Source organism: Gardnerella sp. KA01001, assembly GCF_049244025.1.
Taxonomy (GTDB): domain Bacteria; phylum Actinomycetota; class Actinomycetes; order Actinomycetales; family Bifidobacteriaceae; genus Bifidobacterium; species Bifidobacterium swidsinskii.
This window is the reverse complement of sequence record NZ_CP058366.1, coordinates 1,309,883-1,324,273: the sequence shown is the minus strand read 5'-3', so window position 1 is coordinate 1,324,273 and position 14,391 is coordinate 1,309,883. Positions and strand designations below refer to the sequence as shown.

General features: G+C 39.3%; 11 protein-coding genes and 1 riboswitch. Of the genes, 8 read left to right on the top strand and 3 right to left on the bottom strand.

Annotation, left to right across the window (positions count from 1 at the left end):
- Positions 1-131 precede the first annotated feature (131 nt).
- Both pth and mfd read left to right on the top strand, forming a co-directional pair.
- Complete coding sequence (pth, locus tag HXT59_RS05415) at positions 132-731, top strand: aminoacyl-tRNA hydrolase (RefSeq protein WP_004111397.1); 600 nt, start codon at positions 132-134, stop codon at positions 729-731.
- A complete protein-coding gene (gene mfd / locus HXT59_RS05410; protein ID WP_116773758.1) occupies positions 721-4,329 on the top strand; it encodes a transcription-repair coupling factor in 3,609 nt (1,202 codons plus the stop codon). The genes pth and mfd overlap by 11 nt, the downstream gene beginning before the upstream one ends.
- 37 nt (positions 4,330-4,366) lie before the next feature.
- On the opposite strand, the gene HXT59_RS05405 is transcribed toward mfd, so the two are convergent.
- The 3 genes from HXT59_RS05405 to HXT59_RS05395 all read right to left on the bottom strand — a co-directional run bounded on the left by HXT59_RS05405 (position 4,367) and on the right by HXT59_RS05395 (position 7,243).
- On the bottom strand, positions 4,367-5,104 hold the full coding sequence (locus HXT59_RS05405) for an ABC transporter ATP-binding protein (RefSeq protein WP_012914090.1): 738 nt from the start codon (positions 5,102-5,104) through the stop codon (positions 4,367-4,369).
- A gap of 157 nt (positions 5,105-5,261) precedes the next feature.
- Complete coding sequence (locus HXT59_RS05400) at positions 5,262-6,260, bottom strand: ABC transporter substrate-binding protein (RefSeq protein WP_103013993.1); 999 nt, start codon at positions 6,258-6,260, stop codon at positions 5,262-5,264.
- A 167-nt stretch (positions 6,261-6,427) separates the two neighbouring features.
- On the bottom strand, positions 6,428-7,243 hold the full coding sequence (locus HXT59_RS05395; protein ID WP_103013994.1) for an ABC transporter permease: 816 nt from the start codon (positions 7,241-7,243) through the stop codon (positions 6,428-6,430).
- Positions 7,233-7,357, bottom strand: a riboswitch (TPP riboswitch). (Overlaps the previous gene by 11 nt.)
- Before the next feature lie 210 nt (positions 7,358-7,567).
- Between HXT59_RS05395 and eno the strand changes: the two genes are divergently transcribed.
- From eno to HXT59_RS05365, 6 genes are all read left to right on the top strand, one after another.
- On the top strand, positions 7,568-8,863 hold the full coding sequence (eno, locus tag HXT59_RS05390) for a phosphopyruvate hydratase (protein WP_004111411.1): 1,296 nt from the start codon (positions 7,568-7,570) through the stop codon (positions 8,861-8,863).
- Between the two features lie 194 nt (positions 8,864-9,057).
- A complete protein-coding gene (locus HXT59_RS05385) occupies positions 9,058-9,972 on the top strand; it encodes an L-lactate dehydrogenase (RefSeq protein WP_248893293.1) in 915 nt (304 codons plus the stop codon).
- 257 nt (positions 9,973-10,229) lie between these two features.
- Entirely contained in the window at positions 10,230-10,730 is a 501-nt protein-coding gene (gene folK / locus HXT59_RS05380; protein ID WP_421784257.1) for a 2-amino-4-hydroxy-6-hydroxymethyldihydropteridine diphosphokinase, read from the top strand.
- Positions 10,731-10,783: 53 nt separating this feature from the next.
- A complete protein-coding gene (gene folP, locus HXT59_RS05375) occupies positions 10,784-11,923 on the top strand; it encodes a dihydropteroate synthase (protein WP_248893295.1) in 1,140 nt (379 codons plus the stop codon).
- A gap of 190 nt (positions 11,924-12,113) precedes the next feature.
- Positions 12,114-12,587, top strand: a complete 474-nt coding sequence (locus HXT59_RS05370) for an FtsB family cell division protein (RefSeq protein ID WP_012914095.1) — start codon at positions 12,114-12,116, stop codon at positions 12,585-12,587.
- Positions 12,588-12,681: 94 nt separating this feature from the next.
- A complete protein-coding gene (locus HXT59_RS05365) occupies positions 12,682-14,358 on the top strand; it encodes a DUF501 domain-containing protein (protein WP_421784338.1) in 1,677 nt (558 codons plus the stop codon).
- Positions 14,359-14,391 lie beyond the last annotated feature (33 nt).

Genomic DNA, 14,391 nt, shown 5'->3' with positions numbered 1-14,391 from the left:
ATGACTTGAGTCTTGATAGAATAGGCTGAAGTATATAAGGGCGTATCGAGTAGTTGTAATTTTACGTTCAGCTACAATCGATGCGCCCGTTTTGTTGTTTTGCTAAATATTTGAATGGGGAGTGGTCTGCCATGGCATCGGATTTTTGGCTTATTGCTGGCTTGGGAAATCCTGGTACAAAATATGAGGGTACTAGACACAACATGGGTTTTATGGTTGCAGACGTTTTGGCACAACGTTGGTCAGTATCTCTTTCGGATCACAAAGGTTTAGCTAAACTTGGCAAAGGTGTTATGAATCTTGATGGTCGCGTAGCAAAGTTTTTCCTTGCTAAACCGTTGACTTTTATGAATGATTCTGGTGCTGCAGTATCTTCTATAAGCTCCTATTATCAAATAGAACCGGATCATATTGTGATAATTCACGATGATATGGATTTAGATTTTGGACGCATTAAAGTAAAAGCAGGAGGTTCTGCTGGAGGACATAACGGTATTCGTTCTATCGATCGCTCTCTTGGCACTCCTCAATATTCTCGAGTGAGAATGGGTGTTGGTCATGCGCAGCGTGGTGCTCACGCGCACGATAATACTGTCAATTGGGTTCTTGGAGGTTTTGCTGCAGCTCAAAAATCTGATCTTCCAAACTTTTTAGCAGATGGTGCTGATGCTGCAGAAAGTATTATTTTCCATGGATTAGCAGCAACGCAGGAGAAGTTTAATGGCCGCTGATAGCAGGTCTAATATCAAAAACAACAAGAATGATAAGACTGATGATATTTCAGTAATAAGCTTGAGAGATATTCTTAATGATTTATCAACTAAGGATTCACTTTTTAAAGCTTTATCTGAATATGATCTTGATGCGATATCTGATTATTGTTGCGAAAGTGCAAATAAAAATCGTAAAGATTTAGATTCAATAAGTGGAGATTTAACAATTTCTTCTCCTATTGGCATTCGTTCTGCTATTGTTGCTGCATTAGCTAAAAAAAAGCCGGTTGTTGTTATTGTTCCATCGAGTAGAGATGCTGAAGATTTTATTGCATCTGTACGTGATTGGTACGATGGTGATGCTCAAGACGTTGCTAAATTAGAAGCGTGGGAAACGTTACCTCATGAAAGGCTTTCGCCTAGAGCAGATACTGTTGCTAGCAGGATTGCAGTGTTTCGTAGGCTTTGCCATCCTGAAAATAACACATCACTTTTTGGTCCGATTCGCGTGTTGGTTATGCCTGTGCGATCGCTTATTCAGCCTGTAGTTGAAGGCATTGGTGATATAGATCCTCTGTTATTTGAGTGCGGAAAAGAATTAACTCTTGAATATGCTGTGAAACGTTTGGTAGAAAACGCATATACTCGTGTTGATTTGGTGATGGAACGCGGAGAGTTTGCTGTTCGCGGTGGAATTATTGACGTTTTTGCGCCAACGATGACACATCCTGTGAGAATTGAATTTTTTGGTGATGAAATTGATACTATAAAGCAATTTCATGCTTCTGATCAGCGCACTTATGGCAATAATATTGCAAGTATTTGGGCTACGCCTTGTCGTGAGCTTCAGATTACAGAAAAAATTTGCAAGCGCGCGCGTTCTCTTATTGGAGCAATTCCAAATGCTGACGATATGCTTGAATCAATCGCAAATTCTATACCTGTAGAAGGTATGGAGTCTTTGTTGCCTGCACTAGTGGATCGCATGGAATCAGTGCAAAATATGCTTCCAAAGGAATCTGTTATTATTCTATCTGATCCCGAAAAATGCCGTAGAGCTGCAGATGACGTAACTGCTACAGCTAACGAATTCTTAGCAGCTAGTTGGCATGTTGCTGCTTCTGGTCACGGTTCTGGAGCTCCAATAACATTCGATCAAGCTAATTTCTTGGATTTTGATGAAACGATTTTATCGTTAGAATTGTCTAATCATGACGTATGGAAATTAACATCTTTTGGTGTTGACAATCAAATTTATGGAAATATTGCTTTGCCAGCATCGGCGCCACAAGAGTTTCGAGGAGATGAATCGAAAGTTTCTGGCGGCATCACTTCTCTTGTTGACAATGGTTTTGCTGTAACTATTACTGCAGCGGCTTCTGGTACTCTTGCACGCTTGAGGCGCGCTATATATGCGACTGCTGTACATGAATTTACTACAGTGCGCTCAAGTATTTCGGATGGCTTCATTGATAATGTTGCGCGTATCGCGATTCTTACAGAGCGTGATCTGACAGGTAAATCTTCTGCATCAGCTCAACTAAAAACTCCAAAACGCAGGCGCAAAGCAATCGACTTAATGGAACTAAAGCCTGGTGATTTCGTTGTGCACGAGCAGCATGGTATTGGACGTTTTGTTGGCATGAAACAACGTAATATTGCTGTTTCGGGTGGTAGTGCAACTCGCGAATATTTAGTCATTGAATATGCTCCTAGCAAACGTAACGCTCCTAACGATAAGCTTTTTATTCCAACTGATCAGCTTGATTTAGTGAGTAAATATATAGGTGCAGAAATACCAAAGCTTAACAAGCTCGGAGGTTCCGACTGGGCTCAAACTAAAGCAAAGGCTAAAAAGCATGTTCATGAAATTGCTGAAAATCTTATTAAACTTTATTCAGCAAGGCAGCAATCTCGCGGATTTGCATTTAGTAAAGATACTCCTTGGCAAAAAGAGTTGGAAGACGCATTTCCTTATCAAGAAACTGCTGATCAGCTTACAACTATTGATGAAGTAAAAGCAGATATGGAAAACCCAATCCCAATGGATCGCTTAATTTGTGGAGATGTTGGTTTTGGTAAAACTGAAATTGCGTTACGTGCAGCTTTCAAAGCTGTGCAAGATTCTAAGCAAGTTGTTGTTTTAGTTCCAACGACCTTGCTTGTTCAACAGCATTACGAGACTTTTACAAATCGTTTTGAAGGATTCCCTGTAAAAGTTGCTGCAATGAGTAGATTCCAAACTTCTAAAGAGATTGAAGAAACTTTAGCTGGATTGCAAGATGGAAGCATTGACGTTGTTATTGGAACGCATAAGCTTTTGAATCCTAGTATAAAGTTCAAAGATTTAGGTTTGGTTATTATTGACGAAGAGCAGCGTTTTGGTGTGGAACATAAGGAAACGCTTAAAGCTTTGCGCACAAACGTTGACGTATTAAGTCTTTCGGCAACGCCAATTCCTAGAACTCTTGAAATGGCTGTAACTGGTATTCGTGAAATGTCTACTCTTGCAACTCCTCCAGAAGATAGGCTTCCAGTGCTTACATACGTTGGTGCGTATGATAATTCTCAAGTTGCTGCATGCATTAAGCGTGAATTGTTGCGTGGGGGTCAGGTTTTTTACGTCCATAATCGCGTTGAAGATATTAGTTCTGTTGCAAGTAAGATTCAGGAGCTTGTGCCAGATGTTCGTGTTGCTATTGCTCATGGAAAAATGGGTGAGAAGCAGCTCGATGCTGTTATTCGTGATTTTTGGCATAGAGATATTGATGTGCTTGTTTGTACAACGATTATTGAAACAGGTCTTGATATTTCTAATGCGAATACACTTATTGTCGATCACGCAGATAGATTCGGTTTAAGCCAGTTGCATCAGCTTCGTGGTCGAGTAGGTAGAGGTCATGAGCGTGCTTACGCTTACTTTTTGTATGATCCGTCTAAGCCTATGACACAACAATCTCACGATAGGCTCTCAACAATTGCTCAGCATACTGCGCTTGGTTCTGGTTTTGATGTTGCGATGAAAGATTTGGAATTGCGCGGAACTGGAAATTTGCTTGGAGATGAGCAAAGTGGACACATTGAGGGTGTTGGATTTGATTTGTATGTTCGTATGGTTTCTGAAGCTGTTGAAAAATATAAGGAACCTGAAAGAGTTGAGCCTGTTTGCGTAACTATTGATCTTCCTGTTGAAGCTTCTCTTCCAGTTGATTATATTGCCTCTGACAAGCTTCGTTTGGAAGCGTACAGGAAGCTTGCTGCTGCTAAGGATAATAGTGATTTGCAAGAACTTCACGATGAGCTTCTTGATCGCTTTGGTAATCCACCTGAAGAGTTTGAGTCTTTGTGTGATGTTGCTCGTTTGCGTTTTAAAGCACGCGAGATTGGTATTACGCAAATCAGCTCTCAAGGAAAATCAGTGCGAGTTGTTGGCATCGATCCAAAAGAGTCTGTGATGATGCGTTTGAAGCGTATTTATAAAGGATTGCAGTATCGTCCTCTTACTCATATGCTTATTGTTCCAGCTCCTTTTGAATCTTCACTCGGTGCTGGTTCAATGAGTGAATCAGATATTCTTAAGTGGTCTAAGCAATTACTTGAAGACTTAGCGTGGTGATTTGTAATATCTGTTGCAATATAAGTGTTAAAAATATTTATTGCAATGCCATGCGTAGTTCATCTTCTATTTCAACGTGATTATTTGGACGCTTTTGTGCATCAAGTTGGCTTCGATCAATATTCCAGTTTTTCTCGATGATTCCGTCTTTAATCATAAGAATTCTGTCAGAAAGTCTTACTGCTTCGGAAATATCGTGCGTGACCATTATCGTGGTCCAGCCATGTTTTTGCCTTAGATTATCAAGCAAATCTTGCATGTCTAAACGAGTTAAAGCGTCTAATGCTCCGAAAGGCTCGTCTAAAAGTAGTAATTCAGGATTATGAACTAAAGCTCTAGCTAATGAGACTCGTTGGGCTTGACCACCTGAAAGTTCTGATGGCCATTTCGAACCATAATTATTAAGTTGCATATCGTTAAGAGCTTTTTCTGCAATAGATTTTAGTTCTGATTTGTTTCCTTGCATGCCGAAAACTACGTTCTTACTTACTGTTAGCCATGGTATTAATCTTGCATCTTGGAAACCTATTGCTTGATGTTGTGTGACGTTTATTGTTCCAGAATCAGGTTTGATTAATCCTGAAATAACTTTAAGAAGAGTGGTTTTTCCGCATCCTGAGCGTCCTATTAGAGATACGAATTCGCCTTTTTTAATATTTAGATTTATATCTCGTAATATTTTAGCGTTATTTTTAAAAGTCACGCCAATATGTTCTAGAGTAACGCAGTAAGAGTTATCTTTAGTCTCATAGTTTTCTTCTATTTGAGTGTTCATATTTACTCCTACTGCGTTGCTCTAAATCATGTTTATATAATCTTGTTATATAACTTTGTTTTAATTTTGATTAATCAGTTATTTATTATTTTATTTTGATATTTAATTTTGTTTTTTATGAATATGTGTTTTATGGATAAATGATAAATGAATTAATTTACTTTGTGCAATCCATTACAGAATCTTTCAAATTCTTTGGAGCTTGCTTAATTAAACCATATTTCACGTATTCTTTAGCCTGAGTTTCCATCATTTTCAAACCTTTTTCATCGATTGGACGAATAGTTGGATTGTCAAACTTTTCAATTTGCTTAATAATAGTTTCGCTTGCTCCGAGCTGCTTGTATGCGTTTCCAATAACATTGTTTTCTTTATGAGACTTTTCTGCTTCGCGAACAAGAGCCTTGTACATCTTCTTAACAAGATCTGGATGCTTTTTGGCAAAGCTCTTAGAAACAATGTGAATAGTAACGTTCATATTGCCGTACTTTTTAGCATTTACAAGCAATTTTGCGCCTGGAGTTGTCATTGCTGCAGCAAGATTCTGATCGAATGAGGAAATTGCGTCAATCTGTCCAGAAGTAAATGCTGCCTGGAAGTTCTTAGGGCTCATCTCAACTTTGTTAACTTTAGAAACGTCTAAACCGCTTTTATCAAATGCGCGGTGAAGCATGTAATCGCCAGTGTCACCGTTGTGAATAATAGCAACTTTCTTACCATATAAGTCTTTTAGTGTTTTCACTCCGCTTTTTGCGGATGCAACGATTCCTTGAGAATCACCATTGTAATATTCGAGCGCAAAAGCTACCCATGGCTGTCCTTCAGCAATCAAATCAATGAAGCGTCCAGTTCCAGTAGTTGTAGCATCTGCATTTCCGCTCATCACAGCAGTAAGACCGTCAACTGGAGTGTAAGGACCAGTGTAAGTTACTTTAGATTTTCCAAATTCTTCTTGAAGGAATTTCTCATTTTTCAAAGTAGTTAGATAATTTGCTGTAGAAAGATAAGCAACTCTCATAGTTCCAGCATCTTCTTTTGAAGAAGCGTTTGATGATTTTTGTGAGCTTCCGCAAGCTGCAAGAGATACAGTTGCACAAGCAGCGCAGATTAATGCAATAATGCTCTTTTTAGAAAATCGCATTTTTAAATTGGCCATGATATACAGCTCCTTTTGTTTGTTGTTTTGTTTGTTGTTTTGTTTATCTGTTGTTTGTTTGGTTGTTGTTATTTGGTTGTTGAATCTAAATATTGACTAATTCTTAAAAAGCAATTTAATGCATTTTAAAAAGTAGTTAACTTTAGAAAAATGTTGATATTACTAGATTATTGGCGTGATTTTTTATTTAATCTGCGTTCAGGTATAAGAAGATACTCTAATATGTTTGCAGTAAGCTCAGATCCAAGACCTGCAATTGCGTACATAATAACGCATGCCATCATTTGATCTGGTCTAAAGAATTCTTGTGCTCTTGAAAGAATGTATCCAATTCCAATAGAAGAATTAACTGTTTCGCAAGTCACTAATGCAACCCATGCTACAGATATTGCAAATCGCAAACCTGTCATAAAACTTGGAAGTGTGCCGCGAAGCAAAATAGATATAAAAATAGTAGATTTTTTAACGTGATAAACCTGCGCTAATTCAAGAAGTTTTGAATCAATATTACGAACTCCGTCGCGAATATTAACGTACATAGGTCCAAAAACACCGACAGCTATAAGTGCTATTTTCATCGTTTCATCTATTCCGAGGAAAATTATTAATATTGGAGCTAAAGCCGGGAATGGGATTGACCTCAACATGTGGCTTGGTTTATCAACTACAATATTGCCAAGCTTACTGCCTCCTGCAAGTATTCCTGCTGGAACAGCAAAAATAATTCCTAACAAAAGTCCTAAAAGAACTCGTAAAATACTTATTCCTAAGGATTTTAATAATATGTCTTCGTTGTTTAAATCAATAAAAGCTTGTATTACTTCATATGGGGATGGCAAAGAACGGTCTTCGGTTGGAGAAAGAGTTGTGAAAAACCACAAAACCAAAATGAGGATAGTTGAAATCCACACTTTACATGAAGATACCGCTTTAAATGCAATCTTCAATATGTTCTTCGCTTTATTAGGCGAACTGTAAGTCATGCGACAATCCCTTCGATAGTTTTAGCTATATCAGGTTCAACGAGTGTATTCTCAGCGCAACACTATATGTATTGTTGTTTGGCACGATGTAGTTGCGCACCCCGTGTCTGAGGTCATTATCACTTAAGGGTATGGACAAGTATATTTTAAATCGATATTTATAAACAATATTGCTTAAAAATATACAATTGGCTCATATGACTCGAGTTGAATCAAAATATTGTGAACGTTCACGGCATAAATACGCTGGTACTCAATATAACGTCCATAAAACGCACTAGTCTTAAAAGAGTCATCACAACCCATAGGTATAAAGGAGTAGTTGTGGCAGCTATTGAAAGCGTATATGCACGCGAAATTTTGGATTCTCGTGGAAATCCTACTGTTCAGGTTTATTTGGAGACCGAAGATGGCGCTCAGGGTATTGGTTTAGTGCCTTCTGGTGCTTCTACTGGTGAAGCAGAAGCTTGGGAGCGTCGCGATGGCGACAAGTCCCGTTATCAGGGCAAGGGCACGTTGGAAGCTGTTAAGGCTGTCAACGAAGTAATCGCTCCTAAGGTTATTGGCATGGATGCCACCGATCAGCGCGCTCTTGATGAGACGATGATCGAGCTTGATGGCACGCCAAACAAGGGCAAGCTTGGTGCTAACGCAATTCTCGGCGTTTCCCTCGCTGCTCTCTACGCCGCTGCTGAGTCTGCTCAGCTTCCGTTGTACCGCTACATTGGCGGCACCAATGGTCACATTCTTCCAGTTCCAAACATGAACATCATGAACGGTGGTGCTCACGCTGATTTTGCAACCGATATTCAGGAATACATGATTTCTCCATACGGTTTCGCAACCTACAGCGATGCTTTGCGCGCTGGTGTTGAGGTTTATCACACCTTGAAGAATGTTTTGAAGAAGGAAGGCTTGGCTACTGGTCTTGGCGACGAAGGTGGCTTCGCTCCAAAGATGAAGTCCAATGAGGATTCCTTGAAGTACATCATGGATGCAATCGCAGCCGCTGGCTACGAGCCAGGCAAGCAGATTGGTATTTCTCTTGACGTTGCTTCCTCTGAGTTCTACAACAAGGAAACTGGTAAGTATCGTTTCGATGGCGAAGAGCGCGAATCTGCTTACATGCTTGATTACTACGAGAAGCTCATCAACGAGTATCCAATCGTTTCCATTGAAGATCCATTCCAGGAAGAAGGATGGGATGATTGGGCAGAAATCACCAAGCGTCTTGGTGATCGTTTGCAGTTCGTTGGCGATGACTTGCTTGTCACCAATCCAAAGCGTTTGGCTAAGGGTATTGAGCTTGGTGCAGCTAACTCCTTGCTCGTGAAGTTGAACCAGATTGGTTCCGTCACCGAAACCCTCGACGCTATTGAGCTTGCAACTAAGAACGGCTTCACTTCTATGGTTTCCCATCGTTCTGGCGAGACTCCAGATACCACCATTTCTGATCTTGCTGTTGCTAAGAACACTGGCCAAATCAAGACTGGTGCTCCTGCTCGTGGCGAGCGTATTGCTAAGTACAACCGCTTGCTTGAGATTGAGGAAGAGCTTGGTTCTACCGCTCAGTATGCTGGTTACAGCGCATTCAAGGCTTGCAAGAAGTATATGAAGTAACTTTTAGTTTTAAGTAACTTAGTGGCTTCTTGAGTCTTTGAGTTTTAACGGTCAGTCGTGTTTACGGCTGACCGTTTTTCGTATATTTTAGCGATTTTTTGAAAAAATATATAAATTTTTCTAACATTACTTTTATTCTCATCAAAATAGTGCTATTTTTTATGGAAAACTAAAAACGGAAGGAGATGTTTCATATGAGAAAAGTAGCAGTTATAGGCATGGGAAACGTTGGTGCAGCAGTAGCGCATCAACTTGTTGTTGGCGGTCACGCTGATGATTTGTATCTTTATGATACTAATGAGGCAAAGGTGAATGCCGACGCATTGGATTTTGAAGATTCAATGGATAATGTGCCTTTTAACGTTAATATTACGGTTAATGATTATGAAGCATTAAAAGACGTAGAGGTAATCGTAAGCGCCTTGGGTCATATAAAGCTTTTAGACGTTCCTCATCCAGATCGTTTTGCAGAGCTTAAGTATAATCGTAAGGAAGTTGCAGAAGTTGGTGCAAAGATTAAGGCTTCTGGATTCCACGGTGTTTTAATCGACATAACAAATCCTTGCGACGCTATTTGCCAGCTTTACAAGGAAGCTACTGGTCTTCCTTACGAAAAGATTATTGGAACTGGCACTTTGCTTGATTCTGCGCGCTTGCATCGTGCAGTAGGCAAGTTCTTTGGCGTGCATCCAAAGGCTGTTAAGGGATATAGCTTAGGAGAGCACGGTGATTCGCAATTCGTTGCGTGGTCTACTGTTAAGGTCTTTGAGCAGCCTATAACAGAGCTTATTAAAGAAAAGAACATGGATTTAGACGTTATTGATGAGGAAACTCGCGAAGGCGGTTTTACTGTGTTCTACGGAAAGAAGTACACAAACTACGGTATTGCTGCTGCTGCAGTTCGTTTAGTGGATGCAGTTCTTTCGGATTCTAAAGAGCAAATGCCTGTTTCAAACTATCGCGAAGAATACCATTCTTATCTTTCTTACCCAGCAATTGTTGGTAGAGAAGGAATTGTTAAGCAATGCCAGCTTGATTTGACTCAAGAAGAGTTGCAAAAATTGCAACATTCTGCAGATACAATTTTGAGTAAAGCTCAAGCAAAATAGATAAGTCAAAAATAAAATAACTAAAAAATACTACTTTTGAATCTAAAATATTTTACAGATTTTAGATAAAAGCGTATTGAAAAATGTCGTTGTAGGTTTGATTGCTCTTCAAGAGTATTGAATTTACAGCGACATTTTTGTTATAAAAATTTTTGATATTAGCTTATTTATTATTTGAATTTATAAAGTTGGCTAGTCCTAACTGTTCATGATATATACTTTTAACTATAAATTGAATTATTTTTTTTGGGGGAAATATGATTTCTAGTGCATACATAAGTGTTGGAAGTAATATAGGTGATAGATTACTTAATTTGCGTCAAGCTGTTTCGCTATTGAAGCAAAATTCGCATATAAGCAATATTATCGTTTCTTCAGTGTATGAAACTGAACCAGTTGGTGACGTAGTGCAAGACAGTTTTTATAACATTGCTTTACGCTTGGACACTGATTTAACAGCTTTTGAATTGCTTGATTTTATTCATGATATTGAACAGCGTCTTCACAGAAAGCGCATAGTTCGTTGGGGTCCTCGAACAATCGATTTAGATATTATTGATTTTGGTGGTCAAACTATAAAAAGTGAAAATCTTACGATTCCGCACAAAGAAAGAGATAATCGCAGATTCGTATTAGTTCCTTTGCTTGAAATAAGCGCAGACGATGCTAATTATCATGAGCTCATCCAAGATAAGCTTAATGAAACTAGCGACACTAATTGGATTAATATTATTGAAAGTAGCGAAGTTTTTAATTAGTTTGGAATATAAATTTAGTTTTAAATATGAGGTTTTAGAAAGAAAGAATACAAATGCGAATTATTGAAAGCGATTTGGAGAATGCGTCTTCTAAAAGTATTGCAGATATAGCGTTGCTGCAGGATCTTTGTGTAAATCAAAAAATTTTATGCACGTGGGAAAATATTAGCGAAAACGATTTAAGCAAAGTAGCTGATTTTCTCGATCATTTTGATACAGCTATCAAAGTTTCCGAGTCTTCTATTGACTTCATTTTGCCGCTTATTGCTCTTAAACCTTTTATGCAAGAGTGCGAAAAAGCATGGTACGAAGATCAAGAATTACTTGCAAGTTTGCGCTCGCTATTAAAGCAAAAAGCAATTGTGTGGAATGCAGGGCGATTCTGCTTTGATACACTTGACAAGCCGATAGTTTACGCGATTTTGAATATTACTCCTGACTCATTCTATGATGGCGGCAAGTACCAAAGTGAAGACGAAGTAAATAGCCATATTAAAGAAATAGTTGAAGCTGGTGCTGATGTTATAGAAGTAGGCGGTCAAACTACAAAACCTGGCGGTTATTTAGAAATTACTCCAGAAGAGGAAATAAGTCGCGTTATGCCTGCTATTAAGTATATTCACAAAAATTATCCTCAAATTGCTGTAGCAGTAGACACTTACAAGTTACCTGTAATGGAAGCTGCAATTGAAGCTGGCGTAGATATTATAAATGATGTTCGTGCGTTTGATTCTCCAGAAAAAGTAAAGCTTATGGCAGATTCTAACGTTGGATTAGTAACAATGCATAGCAATAGAGATACAGAATATGACAATTTAACAAAGGTTATGTGTCAATTCTTTAGCGATAATTTAAAAATGCTTGTTGATGGAGGAGTTGACTTAAATAGGATTATTCTTGATCAAGGAATTGGCTATGCAAAGGTTGCTGATGGTGAACAAGATTATGCAATGATGCGCAATATTAATCAATTGCATCGTTTTGGTCGACCAATACTGGTTGCGATTTCTAGAAAAGGCTTTGGTAAGAAGCTTTTTAATTTAGATAAAGAAGATCGTTTGCCTGTCACTTTAGTTGCAGAAACAGCGATGTTTATGGCTGGTGGACGTGTAATACGTGCTCATGATATTGCAGAAACAAAGCAATTAGTTGAAATGATCGATGTTATTAATAGAAATTACTGGTTTAAGTAGAAAAATTTGAATATTTTTTTGCAGTTTTGTTCGTCAGTTTTTTTAATTTTAATAACGAATAAATGTGAGTTACTGTAAATGTAGCGTGACTGTAAATGTGGCACAACAGCATTTTGCATCTAAAAGCGCGTAAGATACTAGCGGAATGTATGATGTTTTCACGTCGAATACATCAAGTAATTTAGAGAGTATGGTTATGAAAAAGCGTCGTAAAACAGCATTAGGTGAAGATGTAGCACCATTGCAACAGCGTCGACTACTTTCAGGACCACTTGTGTTTTTATTTATGGTTTTTGTAGTTACTGTTGGTTCAATTGAGTGCATTTCAACAGTTAGAAATTATGCGTTAAGCTTATCTGAGCTTCATGCACTTCAGCGTGAAGAAAGTGATTTACGTGAACAAAAACGTACGTTGGATAATAATATTGACCGATGGAAAGACAAAGCATACGTTACCGCTCAAGCTAGAGATCGTCTCGGTTTTATTTTTCCCGGTGAGCAGGCTGTTCGCGTAGAGCATCCTGAAGCAGTAACTGGAAAAGTTCCGAATGAATTTGCTCAAGAAAATAGCGAAACTAAGACTCATTCAGTCTTGCCTTGGTATAGTGACTTAATGTATGCAATACATAAAGCAGACAAACCAGATACTGTGCCATCCTTATAACATATAAACTGATAAAGTAAAAGATTATTTATTTGTAAAACAGCTTTAACAGGAGTAGAAACGCATGGCTAGCAGCCAAGAAAGTTCAGATAAAATGCAGAACAGTAATAAGAAATATATTCCAGAAGAAGCTATGAAACGTTTATTTACTACACCTGCAAGTGATGCTGAGCGTACAATTGTTGAAAAGCAACTTGGAAGATTCCCTAGAGGAATGGTAGCTGTTGGTGCGCGTTGCGTTTGTGGTAGACCTCTTGCTGTTATTACTAGACCATGTTTAGAAGATGGCACACCATTCCCAACTACATGCTACCTTACCTGTCCTGAAGCTGTAAAAGCGGTGTCTCGCGTAGAAGCAGACGGTATTATGCGAGAATATAACGAGCTATTGCAATCGGACGAAGATCTGAAGAAACAATATGAGCGTGCGCATAAGTATTATTTGGAATTCCGTCATGAATTAGCTGTGTCTTTGGGGGATAGTGAAGAGCATATTAGTCAGATGAGCGCTGGTGGAATGCCAGTTCGTGTTAAATGCTTGCATGCTTTGCTTGCGCAAACATTGGTAATGGGCAAAGGTGTAAATCCTATTGGTGATATGGTGTTAGAGCGCATTAAAGATGAGTTTGATCCTAGCGTGTGCCGCTGTACTACTCCGTGGAGCGATGATGCATATGCTACTGAAACGGAAGTTGTTGTGGAAGACGAAACGATTGCAAAAGATAAAACTGCAGAGGGCGAAGCTGTGAAAAGTGACACGACTACTTGTGCAGAAAAAACAGTACAGGTTGCCGCAATTGACTGTGGTACGAATTCTATTCGACTAAAAATTGCGCAAGTTTCTGAGCATGGAATGAAAGATATTGTGCCTCGTATGCTTCGCGTCGTTAGACTAGGTCAGGGAATTGACGAAACTCATCGTTTCGCAGATGACGCTTTGGAACGAGTGAGGGAGGCTGCGCACGAATTTGCGCAAGTTTTGAAAGAACATCCAGTTGATGCGATTCGTTTTGTGGCAACTTCAGCTACACGAGATGCTGAAAATCGTGAGATTTTTGAACAAATGATGATTGATGAGCTTGGTGTTCGTCCTGAAGTTATTAGTGGTACTGAAGAGGCAGCTCTTAGCTTCCTTGGTGCAACAAGCGTTGTGTCTCGCGATGAGTTGCAGCCACCGTATCTCGTAGTTGATTTAGGTGGAGGTTCTACTGAGTTAGTGCTTGGAGGGGATGGGGACTGCTTGCCAACGCACAAGGTTTCTGCGGCGTACTCCATGAATGTTGGTTCCGTTAGAATGACGGAAAGGCATTTGCATACTGATCCTCCTACTGAAGAGGAAATTCAAGCTGCGATTGAAGATATTGACAAGCATATTGATGACGCTTTCAAAGTTGTCCCTGCAGGGCGAGCTCGTACTATTATTGGCGTTTCTGGAACTGTGACAACTATGGCTGCTTTGACTATGGGATTGCAGCATTATGATCATACTGCTGTCGATGGTGTGCGTATTGGGTTAGAGCAGGCCTACGCTGTTAATAATCGATTTTTGCGTATGCCTAAGGACTGCAGGCGCACGTATGCGACGATTCACCCAGGGCGTGTGGATGTTGTTGGCGGTGGAGCAGTTATTTGGAGTCGCGTGTTGGAGAGATTAGCAAAAGCTGCGTATGAGGATCACGGTGGGGTTTTGGATACGTTTGTTGCAAGTGAGCATGGTTTGCTTGACGGAATTACGATTGATTTGGGAAGAAAGTTACTCGCCACACGCTGAGCTTGTTCTTTGCTTAGATATATGGCATAATAA

Bases quoted from the DNA above. Each gene is read 5' to 3' on its own strand.
- HXT59_RS05385 (WP_248893293.1), top strand. From the start codon at position 9,058: ATGAGAAAAGTAGCAGTTATAGGCATGGGAAACGTTGGTGCAGCAGTA.
- HXT59_RS05400 (WP_103013993.1), bottom strand. From the start codon at position 6,260: ATGGCCAATTTAAAAATGCGATTTTCTAAAAAGAGCATTATTGCATTA.
- HXT59_RS05370 (WP_012914095.1), top strand. From the start codon at position 12,114: ATGGTTATGAAAAAGCGTCGTAAAACAGCATTAGGTGAAGATGTAGCA.
- HXT59_RS05365 (WP_421784338.1), top strand. From the start codon at position 12,682: ATGCAGAACAGTAATAAGAAATATATTCCAGAAGAAGCTATGAAACGT.
- folP (WP_248893295.1), top strand. From the start codon at position 10,784: ATGCGAATTATTGAAAGCGATTTGGAGAATGCGTCTTCTAAAAGTATT.
- HXT59_RS05395 (WP_103013994.1), bottom strand. From the start codon at position 7,243: ATGACTTACAGTTCGCCTAATAAAGCGAAGAACATATTGAAGATTGCA.
- folK (WP_421784257.1), top strand. From the start codon at position 10,230: ATGATTTCTAGTGCATACATAAGTGTTGGAAGTAATATAGGTGATAGA.
- pth (WP_004111397.1), top strand. From the start codon at position 132: ATGGCATCGGATTTTTGGCTTATTGCTGGCTTGGGAAATCCTGGTACA.
- HXT59_RS05405 (WP_012914090.1), bottom strand. From the start codon at position 5,104: ATGAACACTCAAATAGAAGAAAACTATGAGACTAAAGATAACTCTTAC.
- mfd (WP_116773758.1), top strand. From the start codon at position 721: ATGGCCGCTGATAGCAGGTCTAATATCAAAAACAACAAGAATGATAAG.